Source organism: Parasutterella muris, assembly GCF_009767915.1.
Lineage (GTDB): Bacteria > Pseudomonadota > Gammaproteobacteria > Burkholderiales > Burkholderiaceae_F > Parasutterella > Parasutterella muris.
The window spans coordinates 1-21,346 of sequence record NZ_WSRP01000044.1; the positions used below are offsets into that span (position 1 = coordinate 1).

Consider the following 21,346-nt stretch of genomic DNA (forward strand, 5'->3'; position numbering starts at 1 on the left):
TTTTAACTTCCTCAGACCTAGATCAACTGTAAATGTTGAGGTCAAAGTTTGAGAGAAAATTATTTTGGACAGCAGTGAATTTTTTTAGTATTTTGACAGGTTTGTTTTTTCGATGCCGAAAGACGAACTGCGCTGCCGAGGTGTACTAAATTGGGGGTGACGCTCCGTCAGCCGTGTTTGGCTGACATTTTGCTTTTAAGGTGCATCTGCTTAAATAAAGGAAAAAAAGCGCCCGTTAAGGTGCTCTTTAAAATCAACTCACAGACTTAGGGCGCACTTCCAATCTGGTGCGGAGCAGAAAATTTCATATCCTTATTAACTGCGACCGCCACTGAACTATCCGACCAGACATTCAATGTGGTTTCGATCATATCGACAACCGCATAGAAGGGCAGAATGACGCCCATGAGGAGAATCGGAACATTCATGCTCGCAAGCAAGCTCGCTGATAAGAAGAAGCAGCCCATTGGTACACCAGCGTTGCCCACAGCCGCAAGCGTCGCAATGAAAATCCACGCAAAAATAACACCCGGCGTAATCGCAATGCCCGCATTCTGCATCAGATAAATAACAGTGAGGAAGATAAAAGCTGCGCAGCCGTTCATGTTAATCGTTGTGCACATCGGCAGAACAAATTCTGCGATTTTGGGATTGACGTGCAGATTATTTTCTGAACTCGAAATCGTGAGTGGCAGTGTGGCGGCTGATGACTTCGAAAAAAACGCAAGTGTAAGCGCAGGGAACATGCCTTTGGCCACCTTGATCGGATTAAGTCCCTTGACAAGAAGAAATGCCGGAAGAATGACGAACATCTGCAGCAGGTTGGCGGCAATCACTATCGCAAAATAGGTGCCGAGGCCGCCTAAATCCATTCCGTGAGATACTTCCTGAGCCAATACTGCAACAAATCCGAAAATACCGACCGGCAAAACCAAAATTAGCCAGTTCACTAATTCAAATAAAACTTTCTGCAGCGCGGAAAAGAACCGGATCATCAAATCCTGACTGTCGCCATTCGGGAGCCTAGAAATCGCAATGCCAACAGAGGCGGCGATTAAAAGAACGGAGAGAACGTTAGCAGTCTGGAACGGCGTGACAAAGTTGTCCGGAACAATGCTCTGTAAATAATCAAGGTAAGAAACGCCCGCAATCTTGTGGACGGTCTCACTCGTAACATTGGCGACGGAGACATTGGCAGGACGCATGATGATGTAAAGCGCAGCTGCAAGCGTCGCGGCAAGAATTGTCGTCAGCAGTGTATAAAAAATTGTGTGCTTAAAAATCTTTCCGCCTTCTTTATTTTGAGAAAGAGTTGAAAGCGAAGTAATAATGGAAACACAAATAATCGGAATACTTAAGAACTTAAACAACCGAATAAAAACAGTACTAATGAAGTGCGCGGCCGTCATAACATACGGCTCCTGCCACACGCCTGCGATCACGCCAAGAGCAATTGCAGCGAGGTAAGCAATCATCACGCCCAGTATATTTCGCTTGAACGCTGATTGCAGCTGAGGGGTAGACATGTTTAATCCTTACTATATGTTTTGAGTTTATTTTTTCATTATGTCTCGAATAAGTTGTAAAAAATTAAGCCGAGAAAGCATTTTGAGAATTGTTTGAAATTAAGACAAAAAAATTGATATTCATGAGCTCAGAGAGGCGTGGCTGTCTTAATAACTTACAAGTTAAAGGGATATCTATGAGATTTATTAAGTATAAACCCTGTATAAAAATAATTGAGTTAACGCATAGAGGTTTTATATATGCTCAAAAAATTATCTCTGACACTGCTTGCCGCTGTTTTCTTCAGTTTCTCCGCAGCGCCGATTCAGGCTGCTGCAGAGGAGCGATCGATAGCCCAAAAGGTTGGAGACACGCTTCACTCAATAGCTCAGAATCTAAAGGAAGAAAGTGGTTAAAATAAAATCAAACACTCTCCGGATGAGGAACGGAAAATAGAAAAAATTCAGGAGCAGAACGCCAAAGAACACTTTAGTTCTGACGAAGCTCAGAAAAATGAAAAGAAGTAACGGCTTCTTTTCATTGTCCCTCTCGCCGTGTTCCCATTTTTAGCACGGTCCGAAGTTACTAACCCACCGAAAAGAATAAAGTCTAAGCATCTTTTAAAAAGGAGTGTTTTAGATGAACAAAGCAGTAAAAAAACTCGCCGAAGAAAAACAGCAGCAGGAAACCGTTGATCTGATGGGCGCTGATATCGAAGCGGCTACCGACTGCGGTCCTGTCAGCAAAAAGACGGAAAAGAAAGAAAAGGAAAAAGCCGAGCAGGCCGAAACTGAAGCTCTGATGGACGCTGAAGTTGAGGCTGCGACTGACTGCGGCTGCGGTTGCGGCTGCAGCAAATAAAAAGAACGTGCCTAAGCACCGCAATATGTATTGAATCCTGGCCTGAGTGCTGAAACTCAGGAAGGAAAATTTTGTTGGAGGAGTTCAAAATGGTTCAAGTACCTGAAGTTTTTACCAAATTCGTAAGTTCTTTTGCCGGATGCATGGGCGGAAATCCTGATGCTCCGATCTGGCTCGTCTGCGACCATTCATTTAAATGTGATCTTCCGATGGCCCCGACCGTCAAGTTTGCTAATCCTCAAACCGATGTAAACAAGCTGCTTCGTCCCCTCCAGTGCGGATGTAAGTTCTCAGAATCCGTTGGTCGTTTGGTGAATGCAATTGTCGGCAATGAACCTTCTCAGGTAGGCAAAGTATTTAGTCCAGCCGGAGAAGAAAAACAGCAGCCCGTCCTGATGCTTTCTGCCTCTCCGGTTTGTATCGGTCTGCTCGAGCCGCAGGCTTGGATCGAGAAACCTGCCGTCAAGACGGATAAAGGCGTCGTCACAATGGCTGAATACACAGGACTGCCGACCTTTAAGGATTTCATCAATTTCTTAATTGAAACCAGAGGCGCGCTCTTCCGTCAGACTGAAGAAGAAAAGTCTCCAAAGATTATCCTTTGCCGCGATATGCTGAAGGCAAATGACTACTTCAAGATGTTCGGCGCAGACCGCACGAATGTTCAGGCAAATGATTTCTTCCTGATGGCGCCTGTTAAGAGAGAAGACGGATCCGTCCGTACGCTTTTGTTTGTCACCGATATGCTTGGTTTCGGCGCGGACAACATGAACTTTGAAAACGAACTCGAACTTCGTCAGGCTGGCGAAGAAATTCGTCACTATGCGCACAATGTGTTCGGTGACGGATGGCTTGGAAATTACGCAGGAGTTTTTCTGAAGTAATACCGAGTAAGTAAATATAGGCTCGATCGGTTCAGTCAGCCGGTCGGGCTATTTTTATGCTCGATTTTGTTTAAGGCCGCTTTACTAAGGCAGAATTACAAAAAAATTAGTGAAGTTGAAAATGTCTCATACCACAGCAGCTGTTAAATTAAATAACGACCAAAGAGCAAAATCGCTTTTTGCGGTTTTGTTAGCCATACTCGCCAGTATTTTTTGGGGCGCTATGGGCGTTTGCGTTCAGTACCTTTTTGAAACATCCGACATTACACCACTAAATTTGGTCTCAATGCGGCTGCTGCTTGCGGGTATCCTGCTGGTTGCGCTAAATCTGGTTTTCGTCAGAAAAAAGATGCTCAGCGTATTTTACGCTCCAAAAGCTGTACTCGGTATTGCGCTGAGCGGGTTTGAAGTTCTATTCTCGCATCTGACGTTCTTTTTTGCGATTTATTATTCCAACGCCGGTACCGGAGCGATTTTTCTTGCACTGGTTCCGCTGCTTGCCGGAATTTATTTATACCTTCGCGGCAAGAAAGGTTTTACTTCTATTGAAGTGCTTTGCTGTGTCATCTCATTTCTCGGAGTTGTTTTTATCGTCTCAAAAGGAGATCTAACCAGTTTTGACTTTAATTGGAATACGGTTTTCTGGGGTCTCGTTTCCGCGGTATTTGCAGTGATTTATTCCATACAGCCTAAGCCGCTCATAGAAAAATACGGCGTAGAGCCCGTGGTGAGCTGGGGTATCTTTGCTGCCGGAATCGCCTCATTTATCGCGCTGCGTCCGATTGATGCGATGCTTTCTTTGACACCAAACAGCTGGCTCGCGCTCGGTTTTATTGTGGTCTTCGGAACGGCTGCTGCGTTTTGGATGTATCTGTACAGCCTTAAATATCTCTCGCCGGTCGTTGTCGGTCTAATCGTTTGTGTTGAACCACTTTCCGCCTTCCTATTCGGCGTGATGTTTATGGATCTGCACTTAGGCCTTTTAGAAACACTCGGTGTCATTATGGTTTTATCCAACGTCGTGATCCTTTCCTGCGTTCCTGCTAAACCTAAATCGGCTGCAAATTAAAAAGCCGCTTCTGTAAGAAAGAAGCGGCTCAGAAAGATGTTTTTGTCCGATTAAAGGTTCTTAGCCTCTCGGTATGTCACGAGGTCTTCAACCGTAATGACCGTCAGATCGTGTTTTCTGGAAAACGCGATCGTTTCAGGAAGTCGGGCCATGGTTCCGTCTTCATTCATGAGCTCGCAGAGCACGCCGCAGGGATTGAGCCCCGCAAGTCGCATCAAATCAACAGTGCATTCCGTGTGGCCGCGTCTTTCAAGGACGCCGCCGGAGCGAGCGCGAAGCGGATAGACATGCCCCGGACGAAGCAGATCTTCGGGTCTGCCTTTGGGATTCGCTGCCGCCTTAATGGTCGTGACTCGGTCTTTAGCGCTAACACCGGTGGTGCAGCCGTGCGCGGCTTCAATGGAAACGGTAAAAGCGGTTCCCTGCGTATTGCTGTTGCTCTGAACCATCTGAGGCAGATCCAGTCGTTTGCAGTCTTCATCACGAAGACAAACACAGACGATTCCGGAGCATTCACGAATCATAAGTGCCATCTGCTTTTCAGTTAGATGGTCCGCAGAGTAAATTAAGTCCGCTTCGTTCTCACGATTTTCATCGTCCAGCACTAATACGCCTTTGCCGGCTCTGAGATCAGCGAGCGCTTTTTCAACGCGTTCAATCGGCGTGCTGCCGAATTGATCAAGAGTAAGTTCTACAGCGGTTTCCAACATTTTTAAACATCCTTTTCAGTAAATCTGTATGTTCGTTATTGTCTAACGAAGCAAGCGCAATTTTATCTAAGTTGGCGCATTTTAGTGAGACACAAGAATGCCGCAGAAAACGACCGCAAGAATTGCCATGGTGAGAGAAATTTCTTTGGCTTTGCCGCATAAAAGCTTGAGCAGCACAAAGCTGATAACGCCAAAACCTAGTCCGGTAGCGATATTGAATGTAAAGGGCATCATGAAGATCGTGAAGAAGCAGGGGACGCCTGTGGAAATATCGTGAAAATTAATTTTCGTCACGGTTCCCTGCATCATCATGTAGCCGACAAGGATCAGCACGCAAGCAGTCGCAAAGGCAGGAACTAGCGTAAGCACCGGCGTAATAAAGAGTGTAAGGACAAAGAACCCGGCCAGAAAAAGCGCGCATAAACCGGTTCTCGCACCCGCCTCGATGCCGACTGCGCTTTCCAAAATAGCGGTAGAGGTTGGTGTGCCGATTAAACCTGCGCCCATCGTCGCGACAGAGTCGGAAATCAGTGCTTTGTCCAAACCCGGGATCTCGCCGCCTTTGCCCATAAATCCTGCTCGGAAGGAGAGCCCGATCAGCGTCGACATATTGTCAAAGAGGTCAACCATAGTAATGGAGAAAAGCACACCGACAATGCCGACGGTCATCATGGTTTTGAAGTCAACTTGGAAAATCGTTTCAGTCGGGAAAATCTTAAAATCGGTGGAGAACATCTTAGAGATGCCGTCGGTGGGCGTTACGCCTAAAGCTATGCCCAATACAGCCACTGCCAGGATCGCGATCAGCATTCCCAGACGCACGCCTTTATGGATCAGAACACCTGCGATAATCACGCCGAGAATTGTCAGATAAGCCTGCGGAGCAAGCATATTGCCGAGTCCGATCATGGTGGACTGGTTCGGTACGACAATCCCGGCATTTTTCAGACCGATAATCGTGATGAACGCGCCAATACCGGCAACGATCGCAAGCTTTAGATCCAGCGGTATGGATTGTATGATCGCCTGTCGAACCCTGGTCACGGTAAGCAGGAAGAATACAAAGCCTGAAATAACGACGGCCGCGCACGCCGCTTGCCACGAAAGTCCCATTGCGCCGCAGACGTAATATGCGAAATACGCTGAGATTCCCAGGCCCGGTGCGACCACGATCGGGAAATTCGCGATAAAGGCAATCATAACGGTTCCGAGAATCGCCGCCCAAATTGTTGCCACCGTCGCATCCGCAATCGGCATACCGGCGTCAGAGAGCATGCCGGGAACCACTATAAATAGGTAACAGACAGCAAGGTAAGCCGATATCGCTCCGAGGAATTCGGTTCTTACATTAGATCCTCGCTCAGAGATCTTAAAAAAACGATCAATTGCATTCATTTTACAGAGTTTGACAAGAGGAATTTTTAAAGCCTGATTCTAGTTTCGTTTGATCCCTAAATCCCGAATCAGCTGCTCGGTCTGATACACAAATATTTCAGCCGTATCAATATATAACGGTTCGTTACATTTAATCTTTTTTATAAAATTGGCTTAATTTGTTGAAGCGTCAGTGTTGTTAAAATGGACCGCACGTTTTAACGCTGAATAATTTAGGAGAATTACATGAAATTCGCGACTCCCTACGAGAATGGAGAAATTTGCCAGCATTTTGGCAGAGCGCCTCAGTTTAAGATTTTTAAAGTGACTCCTCAGGGTGTTCAGGAAGCTGTTATTGTGGATACACAGGGAAGCGGCCATGAGGCTATCTCTGAATTTTTAGCAGCACAGGGCGTTCAGGCCGTACTTTGCGGCGGCATCGGGCACGGTGCGCTTATCGCACTTGCGCAGCTTGGTATTGATGTTGTTCCGGGTGTGAGCGGAAATCCCGATGAAGCAATTCAGCAGCTGATTGATGGAACACTGCAGCCTGCCGGGATGGGCTGCGGATGCGGCTGCGGAGGACATGGCCACCATGAACACGGTGAGGGCGGCTGCGGATGCGGCGGTCATGGCCATGATGAAGGTCACGAAGCAGGCGGATGCTGCTGTCATCACTAAGCTTTAGTCTTCATTTATAACCTCGCAACGCATAAGGCCGAGCGAGGTTTTTGCTTATTTAGAGCCAATGGAGCAAGTTAACCGCGAACAATCCTTCGGTAAAGGCGGAAGAGCCACCCACCATGCCGTTTTCTCAAGCAGGATGACTTTCTTGCCGCTTTCAGCGCCTTGAACCGCGGCTGAAAGACCGGCGGAGCTGGCGCCTACCACTAAAATGTCTGTAGTTAATTCATGTTCTGCGGCACAGACCATGGCGCTCAAATAAAGAGAAAGCGCAATCATGCCCGCGGTTTTAACTGTCTCCTTAGGGAATTGAACCTACAGCCAAATGTTATTCAAGTCCGTTTTAGAAGACTGTTAAATATCTGACGCTTCCGCATAGAGGACCGCTTAAAACGCCAACTATTTAACACTTTTATCGGGATATGACTAATTTACATATCTTTCGCTGCTTTGTACTCTCAAACTGTTAGGAGATAAACATGAGACAAATCCTTTTTGGAGAACAGTGGATTCACCCGGAGGCGCCGAAGCTGGTAAAGGAAATTTTCTATGCAAAAGGAAGGCGCACAACACTAAAAAAGGGATCAGAACTGCTTCACGGCGCACCTTCCGGCGAAGTGACGCTTCTGCTCTCCGGAATCTGTCTTTACCGCTTCTGGGATAGTCTCGATAAAGAACATATCATGAGCATTATTCCGCCGGGCCGGACGGTCGGAGATATTGATGCATTCTGCGGCAATATCGCTAATGTCAGCGCCTATATGGCAAAAGGGGGTACCGGGCTGGTGCTGCCGTATCACGTCTGGCACGAATCTATCTCCGCTAATAAAGAAATTCTGGAACAGCAGGCGGTTAACATTGTTGTAAAGCAGGAAAGCCACATTGAAGCACTCCTGGCATGTTTTACACTGGACGTGGAAAAGCGACTGATGGCGCTCTTCCATGCTTTGATAAAAGCATATTACCCGCCAAAACTGGACGACTGGAATCCGCTGCCGTTTTCATTAACCAACGTCTTGATCGCAAAAGTTGTGTCTGCGAGCCGCACTTCCGTTTCGTTAATTCTGAGCGATTGGCAGAGCAGGGACTTTTTAAAAAAGACGGAAGAATATTCCTGATCCACGGCAATATCTTCCGTCATCTCTATGATTGGTGGGAGGCGGACGCATAAAAAACCGGGTGCAGGACCCGGTTCCGCCTCAATTAGATTTTTTTCCAAATGTCTTGCGCACCCCTAACAGCGGGATTGCTGTCGGGCAGTTCCAAAAGCGTTCTGCCTTCAGAGTCGAATGCTTCAAGCTCGTCATCTCCCGGCACGCACCCGAGAACTTCCAGGTTCAATTCTTTGGCGAATGCTTCTAGCTTGGATACATCGTTCTTAGTGCGGTTAAAGACAACACAGAGTCGCTTGCAGAACGGTAAAAGGCCCTGATCTTTCATCTCTTTAATATGAGAAATGGTCTTCATTCCGCGAAGAGATGAATCGGTCACAACAATCAGAGTGTCGATGTTTTCAACCACCTGACGGTTGATCTGCTCAATGCCCGCTTCTCCGTCGATCAGAATTGTGTCAAATTCACCGGTCAGATATCCGATCGCGCCTTTTAAAAGATCGTTCACAGAGCAGAAGCATCCTTTGGAGTCCATGTGGCCCATTGCAAGGAAAGAAAAATCTTTGCCTTCATCTAAAACCTGGGCGGTTAAATAGTCCACACGGTCGGCAAGTTCTTCCTGAGCCTGTCGGTTGCCTTCTTCAGCGACACGCAGGATTTCGTCGCGAACCGTACCAATCGTTTTGATTGAGCCGCGCCCGAGCGCATAGTGCAGTCCTAGTGCAGGATCCGCATCTACAACCAGCAGTTTGCCCGCGGACTGATCTTCGGTTATGACTTTCGTCAGAAGTGTTGTAAAGGCTGTCTTACCGACGCCGCCTTTGCCGCAAACGGCAATCACTCTTTTTTGCATAGCTACTATTCCTTTTCCGATTCTCGCTGCACTTCACTCAGTCTTCCAATTCTGCGGACATTGGCACAAAGCTTTTTATCCGAACATTTGCCGCAGTGTCCCAGAACATGACATTCGTTAAAGTTGAAGCCGCGCTGCTCCCAGACTTTGGCTTTCAGTGTCTCTGACTTTTTGCTGTAGGTTTCCGCGGATTTTTTAATGCGTGTGTAGGATCCGCTTTCTCCCTGAGTTATCAGAACACCGACTGATGTGACCTCTTGAAACTCGTCCTTGATTCGCTTGCTGAGAAGTTGTGCAAGCCTTAGAAGAGGGCGCTCCGAGAGGAGCGGCGACTTTTTGCTGATGCGAACCCAAAGCTCGTCTTCGCTGCCTTTGACCATAACACCGGTCGCTTTTAAAAATGAGCGGAAATTTTGAACGACTAAATAAAACAGCTCATCATTAAGATTCTTCCCGCTCACGCGCAGATAAAGTCCGAGTTCTTCAGCCTCAATATCTGAGATCAAAGCGGCGGCAAAGTCCGGCGCTGCGATAGTGTCATACTTTAAAAACACTGCCGAGCGGCCGGGCCCCCCAAGATCAATGGCAGCGTCTGAAAGCAGCACGAAGTTCGACTTGGTTTCGAGCGAACGAGCGAAGTCCTCCGAGAGTGTGCCGTCGGCAAAAACGGCACCCTTCAAAAGATCTGCCTCTTTCGGATCAGAAACAATAATGTCGATGGCGGCAGTCATTATCCAAGCGCTTCCTGATGATGTTCAAGCGCGAAAAGCGCCGCGCCAAGCGCGCCCATGAGCTGCGGATCAACGCTTAATTCGCCAAGCTTGAGACGCAGACGCTTCTCAAGGTGCTTTCTAAGCGCCTTGTTTCCCGAGCATCCGCCTGTGAGAACAACATCTTCTTCAATACCAACTTTAAATGCCATCCCGTGAATTCGTCTGGCGATAGATTCATGGATGCCGGCGGAGATATCAGAAATTGGAACGTTGCTGTTCACAAGAGAAATAACCTCAGATTCTGCAAAAACACTGCATTGCTTGGAAATGCTGCACGGCATTTTGGATTTCAGCGCCTCTTCAGCCATCTCTTCAAGCGGCATGTCCAGAACACGCGACATGACCTCAAAGAATCGGCCGGTTCCTGCCGAACACTTGTCATTCATCTGAAAGTCGAGCACTTTACCGCTCTCATCAACGGAAATGACTTTGCAGTCTTGCCCGCCAATGTCAATAATGGTTCGAACGGTTGGGCACAGATAGAAAGCACCTTTTGCGTGGCAGGAGATTTCAGAAACTTCATCCGTGTAGCCTTCCAAATTGCTTCTGCCGTAACCAGTCGTCACCATGCAGCCGTCGCTGTTGATTTTGTCAATCAGCTCGCTCCCGGTCATGCCGAGCGCTTTGGCGGCTTCTTCAGCCGCCTTTTCAAACGTCTTGCGCGGTCCGTGGGAGCTTCGGACGATGGAAGAAGCTAAAACCTTCTTATTTTCGTCCATAACAACGATTTTGCCTGTGGTAGAGCCGAGATCGCAGCCGACAAAAATCATTATTAATTCTCCTTGTTCACGTTGTGTTATGCCTTCGAAAGCTTCTTATATCCGTTGGCGCTCAGGAAATTCGAAATATCACTCTTAAGTTTGTCAAACGGAGTGTAGCGCTCGTCAAAGAGCGAAGTTGTAACGGTGAGTACCGGGACCTTCATGTCGCGGCAGACTTTCTTCATAAACTGACCGACTCCTGACTGATCCTTGTGTCCCATATGACCAGAGAAGATCACGACGTCAATGTTGTAGTCGCGGATAGAAGAAGTCAGGTCTTCAACAAAGACGTCGACCCAGCCGCGGCCCTGACGAATCATCGGAACCTCTGCGACGGCTCTGCGGGCTAAGCCAAAGAGCATTGTATCAAGGTTCGTGGTATCAATCTTGGTGTAAGGCGTATTCTGTTGGAACGAGCTGACAATCACTGCGCCCCATTCTTCAGCCAGCCACTGACCAAGCTTATCGCCCCAAAGCGGATTTAAATCCGGCCAGAAGATGCGAACCTGTTCATTCATGACAGGGCCGACTCCTTGTTCCACATTAGCTTTTGCAGCGTCTCTGACCGCAGCCATTACGGCGGTGGATCTCGGATCTCCGCTCGGCAGATGCTGTGTCAGCGCCCAGAAGGCGTCACCGACAGCAAAGGAGGGAAGTGGAGTCGGAGATGCTTTCATCAGGTCATTGACTTCGCGCCAGATTTCATCCTGTTTCATGACTTCTTCAACGACTTCACGCAGCTTCTGTTCTTCGAACTTTGCACCGGTGTGCTTTTCGATAAATGGAATCATTTCCTTGAGCTGTTGGGCTACGTACCGGAAATCCTCGTCGGTATGTCCGTAGCTCGGGTCAATGCAGTAAACCGGAACATCTTTTAAGTAGTCGGTTTGGGCAAACGCCTGATGCAGCATGAGCTGACCGTCACACGGCTCAGTCATAGCGATAAAACAGTTGGGCTTCGGATGCAGACGGTTCTGCATGGAATACACGGCATAGCGAACGAGCGAACAGATCTTGTCATCCAGATTGAACTTGTCGCATTCTTTCGCATCGGCGTAATCCGTGAGTCCTAAGTGAAACATCAGATCAAACACGGGGTTGTAGTAGGCAATGCCCATGGCTGAAAGAATTTCCTGGCAGTTGCCGTACCACGTGCACATGAGAGGCTTGTGGTTGACGGAATGGTCAAGCACCTTCTTGTTGTGATCAAGCATTAGGGCAACAACAGCTTCCTGCGCCGGATTGCGCTTTTCCTGGGGCAGTGTTTCAAAGAACTGAAGGAGTCCCGTCAGACGGTCAATGTACTCCTGTGTTCTTTCGTTACCGGTTACATATTCGGTCATGTTCTTCTCCTTTAAATGTTCTTCTTGTCACAGACGCTTTCAACGAAAGCCTGAACACGCGTGCGGATCTGGCCTTCGCCTTCCGGGTTGTAGTCCACTTCAAGTTCAAGCAGCGGGAAATTCTTCTTCTGCAGGTGATTGCGCATGAGGAATTGCTCAAAGGCCCAAATGTCGCACATAAAGAGACGTGAAGAAATGATGCCGTCAATGCGATAGTTTTCGATCAGCTGATCAAGACGGGCAAGACGCTCCTCATGTGTGCCGAACTGACGAGTGGCCGCAGGTTTCTGCTGGTAGTAGTACTCAATGATCGCTTCAAGCGGATCGCCTTCTTCGCTCACGAGGACATCGCAGGCGCGTGTGCCGAAACTGTCGTTGTCGGCGACAACCACCGCTCCCTGCTGCTCAAGAAGGTCAAAGAACTTAGGATTGTCCGCGTGGCCGCCGGTGTAGAGCAGACGGACTTTGGGTTCAATCTGAGGACCCTGAGCTTTCAAATCTGAGATTAAAGTTCGGAGAAGATCGCTGTATTTATCTCTGGGCATCGAAACGCCGGCCATCATGACCATGGCAAGCTCAGTACCGTCCAGATAAACTTTTTCTTCTTTCTGCAGATCATAGATTTCTTTCTGCAGACGGCGCATTTCATTATGAAGTTTGATGGCTTCGGAAAGCTTTTCTTTGGTTATTTCTACGCCGAAATGCTTCTCTGTCGCTTCGATCAGTTTTTTAATTTCCTGACGATAAAAGTCCTTCGAAAGGTCACTTCTCTTTTTGGGAATATACATGAAGTGATAGGTTTTGTTGTCGGGCAGTGTCTGCCAGTTGTCAAAAATGCGTCTGGCATGGTCGCAGAGATTGTAGAAAACCGCACCGTCTAAAAAGTCCCACTTATCGTCCAGAATTTCATTGAATGTGTTGCGGACATAGTTACAGGTGAGCTGGCGGAAATAGGCTTCAGCCATTTCTGTACCTTCGGACTTAGTGCCTCGAATGTAAACAGGAACTACGCCTGCGGCAGTGATAATTTCTTCAGGAGTTTCCTGGAAAAGAAAACCGCAGGTTTTACCGCCTTTGCGGATAAAGTTTTGAAGTTCGGCATTATAGGGGTTGCTTCCGACTTCAATCAGCGCTTTTAATGCTTGAGATTGGATTGTCATTCGTATATATCTCCTCGTCGTCTATTTGAGGGTTCTGTGAAGACTGCAAAGAAGGTGCTTCATCATCCATATTACGGAGGAGGTTCATACGAAAGTGTTAAGCAGACAACACTTTTCAGCGAAACAGCTTAATACTGTTTAACAGTTAACACTCTTGCAGACGACCTATAAATAAAATGAATCCAATACTCATCCCCCTAGGAGAAAATCAATGAAAAAGACACTTCTTGCAGCAGCCGCTCTTATGGCGATTTCTTCTGTTTCTCAAGCAGCACAAGTCGAAGTTTTCGGCGCGGTTGATGAATTTGTTGCCGTTAATTCAACCGGCGGCAAATGGAAATCCGCTCTGATGTCCGGCGGCGCCGGTGCTTCTCATGTTGGCATCAAAGGTGTTGAGGACCTGGGCAATGGGGTTCAGGTATTCTTCAATCTTGATCAGGCCTTCCTTACAGATGACGGCAGCAAGACTTTCGGCAACGACGGCAGAGCCTTCAGCCGCGAGGCAAATCTCGGCATCCGCGGCAAATACGGTTCATTATCCTTCGGCCGTCAGTACACACCGCACTTCTTAGTCTTTGCAATGTATGACCCGACCGAACTCAGTCTCGGCTCTTCCGATTCTCCATATTTCTTCCCGGGCAGAACATCTGTAACCAGTCAGGACGGAAACCTTGTTCGCTCGGACAACTCCTTTATGTATGTTCTGCCGACAAGCTTCGGTATGACAAACTTCTTCTATGTCTCCCTCGGCGAACATAAGAACGCTGCCGGAAGCCAGAACTCCAACAGCAAAGGCAATATCTATAACTATGCCGCCAAGTTTGACTACGGTAAATTCTCCGCGATGGGAAGTTACTTGTTCCGCAAGTTCAGCCCTGATGGACAGGATGCTTCTTGGAACAATCAATATGTGAACTTAGCCGTAAGTTATGACTTTGGCGTCACAAAGCCGGTCGTTCAGTTCACTAAGAAATTCACTAACGACGAAACGAACTCTGCTAATTTCTGGATGGCTCAGATCGGTACCTCCACACCGCTCTTTGGCGGCAAATGGATGATTTCCGGCTCCTACATGAAGGATCAGACACGTTCGGACGCCGACGCTTGGTCTCTCGGAACGAAGTACGCTTATCCGCTCTCCAAACGCACTCGCATTTACGGCGGTGTTGAAGCGGTCTTCAATGATACAAACGCCGGTTACGCGATTGAAGCCGGCCCCGACAGCTCTCTGCACTTTAACCTCGGCGGCAACGAATACGGTACAGACTACATTGGCGAAAATGCAGTTCAATTCTTTGTCGGTATGAGCCATCAGTTCTAATACAATCAACTGATTGAATCAAAAGGCCCGGGAGTTTCTCTAATTCTCGGGCTTATTTGCGGTTATAAATTGCCGCAATAGACATATTTCAGACGCTTCTTCGCAATGTCCCGAAGTGTAAAGATTGTCCGAGCACTCGTGATCGGAAGATTGTTCCACTGATAGCGCGGGAAAAACCGACTCAGATGCAGCGCGATATCGGGTGAAACCGACGCGATCCATTCTGCCTCTTTTTCCATGAGCGCCGGACTGTCATTGACCGTAGGAATGATCAAGGTGGTGAGTTCCACATGACAGCCGTGTTCAACGGCGTTTCCGATAAAGTCCTTAACGATCTCAAGTTCACCCTTGACGATTCGGTAAAAATCCTCCGAGAAGCCTTTTAGGTCGATATTGAGCGCGTCAATATGCGGAAGAACCAAATCCGCATACTTGCGAGTAATGCCGCCGTTGGTGACAGCAACCGACTTGAGTCCCACTTCATGCAGCAGCTGAGAAGTATCACGAATAAATTCCCAGCAGATGAGCGGCTCGTTGTACGTAAACGCGACGCCTAAATTACCGGGTTCGCGACGGCTTAAATCAACCGCTAAATCACAAAGACCTTCCGGAGTGATCTTCCGCGTCGGGATCTCGCGTCCGGCCATCGATATTTCATGATTCTGGCAGTAGGGACAGCGCAAATCACAGCCGTAGCTTCCGTACGACAAAATAAAACTTCCGGGATAAAACCGCGCAAGCGGCTTCTTTTCTATCGGATCAAGCGCGATCGACGTGCATTGTCCGTAATTATTTGGCACAATCGTCCCGCCGATATTGCTTCTTGCGCGGCAAAACCCCGTCTGTCCCTCTCTCAGTCTGCAGAACTTCGGGCAGACATCACATAAAACTTGAGCTGAAGCGGTCATTACTGATGCCGCGTCACAGTGAAGCGATAGAGCTGAACACTTTCCTGAGGCGCGATGTTCGCTTTCTGTTTAGCGATCGCAATTTGCTGCTCGACCGTGTCAACACCTTCAAGATCAGGCAGAAGAAGACCTCTGCGAGAACCGTTCTCAACAATCACACCGTATTTTTTAACGTCCAGTTGGGATTCCGAATCGATCTTTTCAGCCGGAGACAGAACATCCACCTTGTAAACCAGAGAGGGAAGTTCTCCGGGCCGAACCGGCGGAAATCTCGGATCGCGTGTTGCTGCTGACACGGCATTTGCAATGATTTCAAGAGCAAGATTCTGCTGCGTGGGCTCTGTCGTGCCGATACAGCCGCGAAGTTTTCCATGCTCGTGAATAGAAACGAACGCGCCCGCTCTTTGGTTCAGAAGCTCCTCAGGCAGATCTTTCGGAAGCCCCGTGTACTGATGCGTCCGAACGAAGGTTTCCGCGCTGAGGCGGGCAAGTCTGACGTACGCGTCTTCGTGCTTCATACGCTCTTCTCTCGCTTTGTTTTCAAAAGCGATGTACTGATCTAAATAATTTCTATTCGGATCGGCCTCTTCGCCTTCGAAAGTGGCGACGCCGTATCCGACGCCGAAAGGACCTTCATACGAAAGGACATGCGCGTCGACTTTGCGCTTGTCAAACGCGCCCGCCATGATGACAAAAGAGCGGTGACCGCACTCGGCAGCCGATTCGCAAACTTCAGGCTTGATTTCCATCATGCGCAGAAAATCCGCATCTTCAAAGCATTCCATGATTTCTTTATCAAATCTCGGACCTTCAGCGCTGAAACCGTAAGGACCGCTCTCTGTGAGCTTGTGCGAGAGATCGCCACTCGCGATCATCACAACACGCTTGCCGAGCTGATCGGCGGTCTCGGAAATCGCTTCGCCGAGACGATAGTGATCCTCGATGGAAAGGCCGGAAAGACCGACGCGAACCACTTCAAATTTGTCCAGATAATCCTTTAAGAAAAGAAGCGGCACAACGGTCGCATGGTCTAAGGACGGATCGCGCTCTCCAAGCGTGCCCGCTGGAATGTTTTCTGTTTTGCAGCGCTTTTCCAATGCGTCGACAAATTCGGAATCGTAGTCCGCTTTAACCGAAGCATTCGGCGCGTTAAAGCGGGATAAATCTCCGCAGGCGGATTTTCCGGGAGAAATATGGAAGTAATCCGCATACATGACACTGTGCGGTGTTGTCACGACGACAGTATCCGGTTTAAAACGAGCCAGAAAGCGCATCGCCTGAGTGTATGCGTTGATGGTCCTTTGTATGACTTTCTCTTGTCCTTTTCCGACTTCCGGGATGATAAGCGGAGGATGCGGTACCGCAGCAGCTGCTAAAACAGGCATTTCAAACTCCTTAAGTTCCATAGGAACCGACAAAAAATGATGCCCTAATTTAGTTCTTTTTGTCTGATAGTTCACATATTAACTGTCAGAATGAGCAAGCTAATAATCGGTCACAAGATAAATGAGTTTTACATTGATTTTCAAAAAGGGTAATTCCGCAGCTGTAGACTTCGGGGGTTTTATTTTTGCCGACCGATTAAGGTTTCTTTAGGGGCTCATCCTTTGAAAATTTTATATCTTATTAAATATCTGGCGATTGCCTGTGCGCCTCTGTGCGCTTGCGCCGGAGAGTTTTCTGATTCTTCCAAATATGCCCTGAACCCTAAAGGCGTCGAGCTGTCCAACACTCAGGACGCTCCGTATGTGACCGTAAAAGAGGAAGCGGAAGAGGGGGAGGAGGATTCTTTTCTTCCGATTTTCGGCAAAGAAGCGCGTGAGAGAGGCTACGAGCTGCCCAATCCGTACGGCATCGGGGTCAACTACATGCATATCCGACAGGATATTGATGTTAAGTCCATTACTTTTGGCGGACTGTCTTTAAAAATCAACAATATTTTCCGTCCAAACAATCCGACAATCATCGATATTCCGTCCGACCTGTTTAAGATTGATGTGCACAGCACAAAGCAGAGAAGCCATACCGAAACGATCCGTGCCGACGCTTGGCTTTTTCCTTTCATGAACGTTTATGCAGTTGCGGGCAGAACCAAAGGCAAATCCGTCTCTAAGATTGACGTGGGTTCCACCAATCCCTTCGTCAACAACATTATCAAAGGGATCGGAGACATGGACGGGCTGGATTTCATCCTGAAATTCAAGGGAACCACTTACGGTCTCGGCACCACGTTCGCGGGCGGAGTCGGCAACTGGTTCGGTCTGCTCGATTTGAATTACACAAAGACCGATCTCAACATTATCAAAGGCGACATCAAAGCCTTTACGCTCTCTCCGAGAGTCGGATACCGCTTTACGCTTCCTGCTGCGGAATCGATCGGACTGCCGCAGAGTAAATTCAATTTCTGGGTCGGCGCGATGTACTACAGCGTGCAGCAGAATTTCCGAGGCAACCTGACAAATTTATCGTTCTCGCCCAAGCTGCAGCAGATTATTTCTGCAGTGAACTGGCACGGAAACGGTGAATTCAATGTGGAGCAGCGTATTAAATCGCCCTGGAATATGCTGACCGGCTTCCGCTGGGAAATTACGCCGAATTTCAATTGGTCGGTTGAGGCCGGTTACTTGAATAAATTCAGCTTCCTGACGGCTTTGGAGTGCCGCTTCTAACATAAGTCCTGTAAAGCGCACTGCAGCTCCTATTTCGGCTATGATGGCTAAAAAACGGGAGTTCCGAGCTATGCAGGACTTTTCTTATCCTTTAAATGAACCGCTGTCTGCTGAGCGAATGTTTGTGCGCATTCGCGCTTACAACGAAAACCTCAGAGCGGTGCGCTTCTGCAGAAGACCGAAGGATTCAGCCAAACTCAGAATCCTTGCAAAAGACAATATCGGTGTACAGGATTTTTTGACGTCCGCGGGATCCTACGCGCTTAGAGATCTTGTGCTGCCGGACGCATTCTGCGTTCGTCAAATCCGCAAAAATCCTCAGATTGATATCTTTGGTAAAACGCATCTGACGGAACTCGCGGGTTTTGTTACGACGCGCGTTCTTAAGGACGGTTACTCTGAGTTGGGCGGCTTTGGAAGAAATCCGCACGGTGCGCAGTATCCCTGTAGAGGATCGAGTTCCGGCTCAGCAATTGCCTGCGCGGCAGGTTTCTGTGACGCCGCACTCGGAACCGAAACCCGAGGCAGTCTTATGATGCCCGCGATGGCAAACGGCGTCTTCGGCTTTAAGCCGACCAGAGGCGCAGTCTCCAGAAGCGGCATTATTCCGCTTTCGTCTTCATTTGACGCGCCGGGGGTACTCTCAAGAAGCCTCAGCGGATTAAAAACGGTCTTTTCCGCCATGCTCGGTAAAGACGATTCAGATCCTCAGTCATTTGTACCGTCAGAGCTCCGTAAAAAGAAATTTAACGGTCGAACGCTGCTTTTCTTAGTCTCCTCGGGAGACTATGCAGCTCTGAATACTCCGGCCGTCCGCCGATTTATCTCTGCGCTTAAACAAGGCGGATTCCATATTGAATTCAGACACGCGCCGATGGCGGAATTCGATTACAAGATCATCTCGTCAGCGGATATTAAAAAGGATATGACGAACTTCCTTCAAAGATATGCGTCAGGGACAGAGCCGGAAACTTTTGAAGCGCTCGTTGAACGCTATTCTTCCAGAGCTCATTCGCATCCCTATGGGATGGAGCGCCTGACATACGCGCTCGAGGCTGATCTTCCTCATGGAAAAGCGTTATCCGATCTTGTTCAAACCAATATTCAGAAAGCCAATCGTCTGGTCGAAGAAGTGTTGAAGATGACCGGAGCGCAGGCCGCACTAACGCTGAGTTACTTAGACTGGTGGGCGATTGGCGGCGGCCCCACGCTATCCATGCCCATTGATTTTAGCGAGATGCTGCCGAGAAGCATTATGATCGGCGCTAAAGCAAAAGAGGATTTTGCCTTGCTGTCTTTAGCCGAAGAGATAGAAGCGCTGATTAAGTAATAAGAAACAAAAGGAAGAGGGCTCCGATTGGAGCCCTCTAAACTTAGATCAAGCTAATCGACTAAGGATTAGTTGCCTTTGGCAGCGTGTGTGCCGGCGTCACGACCGAATGTCATGATGTCAGCGATAGCGTTGCCGCCAAGACGGTTGGAACCGTGGATGCCGCCAGTGGTTTCACCGGCAGCGTAGAGACCCGGAATAACCTTGCCGTTCTTGTCGAGAACCTGAGCCTTGTCATTGATTTCCAGACCGCCCATTGTGTGGTGAACAGTCGGAACCTTCTTGCAGGCGTACCAGGGACCTTCGGTCATCTGCTTGTCAGCCTTGTTGTTGGCCTTGAAGCCAAGCTTGTCTTCAGCAGTGCCGGCAACGACAGCGTTGTAGTCGGCGATGGACTTCTTGAGGTTTTCAACCGGCATGTTGAGTTTCTTAGCCAGTTCTTCAAGAGTCGGAGCGGCAACAACACGGCCGAGGTCGATCATGTCTTTCATCTTCGCGCCGTTGGCGTCAACCCAGTCAAGAGACGGATAACGCAGGTGGTTGACGAGGACATAGTATGTAGCGCCAGGCTGAGCAAAAATTGCTTTGGCGAGAACGTCACGAGCAGCGCCTTCGTTGACGAAGCGGTTGCCGTCTTTGTTGATGAAGACGCGGTTGCGGCCGGAAGTACGGACCATTTCCATCAGACCTGTACCCGGTGTGCCGCACGGATGAACCTGAATGTCAGACATGCCGATAACGTTGGCGCCGACTTTTTCACCCATGATGATGCCGGAGCCCTGAGCGGACTTGTTGAAGTTCGTGCAGCCGATGCCCTTGCCGAGGTCATAGTCTTTAAAGACGCCGGTATTGACTTTCTGGCGAAGTTCAACGTTTGCGCCAAAACCGCCGGTAGCAACGATAACGCCCTTGTCAGCCATGAACTTGGTTGTCTTGCCGGTATGGTTGTCTTTAGCGACGACGCCGATAACGCGGCCGGCCTTGTCCTTGATCAGAGACTCGGCATTCATGTCTGTGTAGACCTGAATGTCATTCTTATGAGCGGCGATGTACTTTTCAAACGAACGGATGTAGGTGTTGCCGGACGGAGTGGCAGGGTAGTGAGAACGCTGCCAGAGGGCGCCTGTAGCAGTACCGACTTCCGGTTTGAACTGAACGCCGATGCTTTCGAGCCAGTGGACGGATTCCAGAGCATGGTCGGTGAGATAGTGAACCAGAACCGGATTGCCGATATCATGGCCGCCCTTCATTGTCTGATCATAGTGTTTCTGGATAGAGTCTTCGATGCCCTGTTTGCCCTGACGTTCCGGGTCAGCCGCGTTCAGAGCGCCTTCGGAAACGTTGGTGGAACCGCCGAGAAGACCGAGTTTTTCAAGAACGATAACCTTGGCGCCTGCCTGCTGAGCAGCAATCGCGGAAGCAAGACCCGATCCGCCGCCGCCAATCACGACAACCTGCGTCTTGACTTCAGCAGGAAGAGCAGTGTATTTCTCTGTGTTCTTCTGAAGCTTGGCCATATCGTCTTTGGAGACGCCGGCTTTTTCAAGAGCTTTCTTAACTGCGCCCTTCAAAGCGAAAGAAGAAATCGTTGCGCCTGTGACATTGTCAACACCAAGAGACTGACGGTCAATGATCTTCTTGGACAGTTTGTCCAGAGCGACACGGCCGACACCAATGGTTTCGAGGTTGTCAGGGTATTCGATCTTTTCAATCTTATTCTTGCTGACAGTCACGCTGACATTGAATGCAGCATTGTGGCCGTTAACTTTTTCTGTGTAGGTTCCGGGTGTGTATGTAACAGCACCTGCAGCCATTGCAAAACCTGCTAAAGCGACTGCTGCGGAAATTTTGGTTAAAACCATCGTAGTTCTCCTTGTTGGGCACAAAAACTTCTTCGCGCAAAAAAAACGAGATTTATATTTATTACAAATCTACACATCTATTCTAGAAGTGTCTTGTCCTGAAAAAAGTTGACTACTTAGGGAGTCAACAATGAAAGTTGAAGAACAGATATCTACACTAATGAAA

General features: G+C 48.6%; 21 protein-coding genes. 9 read left to right on the top strand and 12 right to left on the bottom strand.

The genetic code is table 11. From position 1 onward, the window contains the following. Positions 1–266 precede the first annotated feature (266 nt). Positions 267–1,526: a dicarboxylate/amino acid:cation symporter gene (locus E5987_RS11140; protein WP_160336156.1), complete on the bottom strand. Its 1,260-nt coding sequence runs from the start codon at positions 1,524–1,526 to the stop codon at positions 267–269. A 240-nt stretch (positions 1,527–1,766) separates the two neighbouring features. On the opposite strand from E5987_RS11140, the gene E5987_RS11145 reads away from it, so the two are divergent. The 4 genes from E5987_RS11145 to E5987_RS11160 all read left to right on the top strand — a co-directional run bounded on the left by E5987_RS11145 (position 1,767) and on the right by E5987_RS11160 (position 4,320). Next, positions 1,767–1,922: a hypothetical protein gene (locus E5987_RS11145; RefSeq protein WP_160336157.1), complete on the top strand. Its 156-nt coding sequence runs from the start codon at positions 1,767–1,769 to the stop codon at positions 1,920–1,922. Positions 1,923–2,145: 223 nt separating this feature from the next. Beyond that, positions 2,146–2,367 (top strand): hypothetical protein, encoded by a 222-nt coding sequence (locus tag E5987_RS11150; RefSeq protein WP_160336158.1) that lies wholly within the window; start codon positions 2,146–2,148, stop codon positions 2,365–2,367. Between the two features lie 89 nt (positions 2,368–2,456). Beyond that, on the top strand, positions 2,457–3,251 hold the full coding sequence (locus E5987_RS11155) for a hypothetical protein (protein WP_160336159.1): 795 nt from the start codon (positions 2,457–2,459) through the stop codon (positions 3,249–3,251). 121 nt (positions 3,252–3,372) lie between these two features. Continuing rightward, the gene (locus tag E5987_RS11160) at positions 3,373–4,320 is read left to right on the top strand and encodes a DMT family transporter (protein ID WP_160336160.1); all 948 of its coding nucleotides are present in this window, start codon (positions 3,373–3,375) and stop codon (positions 4,318–4,320) included. 50 nt (positions 4,321–4,370) lie between these two features. Here E5987_RS11160 and ribB read toward each other — a convergent pair whose 3' ends face one another. Together ribB and E5987_RS11170 are read right to left on the bottom strand one after the other, a co-directional pair. Then, positions 4,371–5,030, bottom strand: coding sequence for a 3,4-dihydroxy-2-butanone-4-phosphate synthase (gene ribB, locus E5987_RS11165; RefSeq protein ID WP_160336161.1), 660 nt, complete (start codon positions 5,028–5,030; stop codon positions 4,371–4,373). An 81-nt stretch (positions 5,031–5,111) separates the two neighbouring features. After that, a complete protein-coding gene (locus tag E5987_RS11170) occupies positions 5,112–6,425 on the bottom strand; it encodes an NCS2 family permease (RefSeq protein WP_160336162.1) in 1,314 nt (437 codons plus the stop codon). Between the two features lie 225 nt (positions 6,426–6,650). Between E5987_RS11170 and E5987_RS11175 the strand changes: the two genes are divergently transcribed. Next, positions 6,651–7,085, top strand: coding sequence for a NifB/NifX family molybdenum-iron cluster-binding protein (locus tag E5987_RS11175; protein WP_160336163.1), 435 nt, complete (start codon positions 6,651–6,653; stop codon positions 7,083–7,085). 54 nt (positions 7,086–7,139) lie between these two features. Here E5987_RS11175 and E5987_RS11180 read toward each other — a convergent pair whose 3' ends face one another. Beyond that, on the bottom strand, positions 7,140–7,367 hold the full coding sequence (locus E5987_RS11180; protein ID WP_237178821.1) for an FAD-dependent oxidoreductase: 228 nt from the start codon (positions 7,365–7,367) through the stop codon (positions 7,140–7,142). A gap of 200 nt (positions 7,368–7,567) precedes the next feature. Between E5987_RS11180 and E5987_RS11185 the strand changes: the two genes are divergently transcribed. After that, on the top strand, positions 7,568–8,206 hold the full coding sequence (locus tag E5987_RS11185) for a Crp/Fnr family transcriptional regulator (protein ID WP_160336164.1): 639 nt from the start codon (positions 7,568–7,570) through the stop codon (positions 8,204–8,206). Between the two features lie 85 nt (positions 8,207–8,291). On the opposite strand, the gene E5987_RS11190 is transcribed toward E5987_RS11185, so the two are convergent. The 5 genes from E5987_RS11190 to E5987_RS11210 are packed head-to-tail and all read right to left on the bottom strand — an operon-like array spanning position 8,292 to position 13,090. Next, complete coding sequence (locus E5987_RS11190) at positions 8,292–9,053, bottom strand: ATP-binding protein (protein ID WP_160336165.1); 762 nt, start codon at positions 9,051–9,053, stop codon at positions 8,292–8,294. Between the two features lie 5 nt (positions 9,054–9,058). Continuing rightward, positions 9,059–9,784, bottom strand: coding sequence for a hypothetical protein (locus E5987_RS11195; RefSeq protein WP_160336166.1), 726 nt, complete (start codon positions 9,782–9,784; stop codon positions 9,059–9,061). Next, positions 9,784–10,596 (bottom strand): acyl-CoA dehydratase activase, encoded by an 813-nt coding sequence (locus E5987_RS11200; protein WP_160336167.1) that lies wholly within the window; start codon positions 10,594–10,596, stop codon positions 9,784–9,786. The genes E5987_RS11195 and E5987_RS11200 overlap by 1 nt, the downstream gene beginning before the upstream one ends. 26 nt (positions 10,597–10,622) lie before the next feature. After that, the gene (locus E5987_RS11205) at positions 10,623–11,930 is read right to left on the bottom strand and encodes a 2-hydroxyacyl-CoA dehydratase family protein (protein WP_160336168.1); all 1,308 of its coding nucleotides are present in this window, start codon (positions 11,928–11,930) and stop codon (positions 10,623–10,625) included. 11 nt (positions 11,931–11,941) lie between these two features. Further along, the gene (locus E5987_RS11210) at positions 11,942–13,090 is read right to left on the bottom strand and encodes a 2-hydroxyacyl-CoA dehydratase subunit D (protein WP_160336169.1); all 1,149 of its coding nucleotides are present in this window, start codon (positions 13,088–13,090) and stop codon (positions 11,942–11,944) included. Between the two features lie 211 nt (positions 13,091–13,301). On the opposite strand from E5987_RS11210, the gene E5987_RS11215 reads away from it, so the two are divergent. After that, a complete protein-coding gene (locus tag E5987_RS11215) occupies positions 13,302–14,411 on the top strand; it encodes a porin (RefSeq protein ID WP_160336170.1) in 1,110 nt (369 codons plus the stop codon). 62 nt (positions 14,412–14,473) lie between these two features. On the opposite strand, the gene amrS is transcribed toward E5987_RS11215, so the two are convergent. Together amrS and amrA are read right to left on the bottom strand one after the other, a co-directional pair. Continuing rightward, complete coding sequence (amrS, locus tag E5987_RS11220; RefSeq protein ID WP_160336171.1) at positions 14,474–15,319, bottom strand: AmmeMemoRadiSam system radical SAM enzyme; 846 nt, start codon at positions 15,317–15,319, stop codon at positions 14,474–14,476. Then, positions 15,319–16,704 carry an AmmeMemoRadiSam system protein A gene (amrA, locus tag E5987_RS11225; RefSeq protein WP_160336172.1) on the bottom strand — a complete coding sequence of 462 codons (1,386 nt, stop codon included), beginning with the start codon at positions 16,702–16,704 and terminating at the stop codon, positions 15,319–15,321. Before amrA ends, amrS begins: the two co-directional genes overlap by 1 nt. Before the next feature lie 222 nt (positions 16,705–16,926). Between amrA and E5987_RS11230 the strand changes: the two genes are divergently transcribed. Both E5987_RS11230 and E5987_RS11235 read left to right on the top strand, forming a co-directional pair. Next, positions 16,927–17,988 carry a hypothetical protein gene (locus tag E5987_RS11230; RefSeq protein ID WP_202074632.1) on the top strand — a complete coding sequence of 354 codons (1,062 nt, stop codon included), beginning with the start codon at positions 16,927–16,929 and terminating at the stop codon, positions 17,986–17,988. 70 nt (positions 17,989–18,058) lie between these two features. Then, complete coding sequence (locus tag E5987_RS11235) at positions 18,059–19,318, top strand: amidase family protein (RefSeq protein ID WP_160336173.1); 1,260 nt, start codon at positions 18,059–18,061, stop codon at positions 19,316–19,318. Between the two features lie 68 nt (positions 19,319–19,386). Here the strand turns inward: E5987_RS11235 and E5987_RS11240 are convergent, their stop codons facing one another. After that, positions 19,387–21,180: a flavocytochrome c gene (locus E5987_RS11240; protein WP_160336174.1), complete on the bottom strand. Its 1,794-nt coding sequence runs from the start codon at positions 21,178–21,180 to the stop codon at positions 19,387–19,389. Positions 21,181–21,346: the final 166 nt, after the last annotated feature.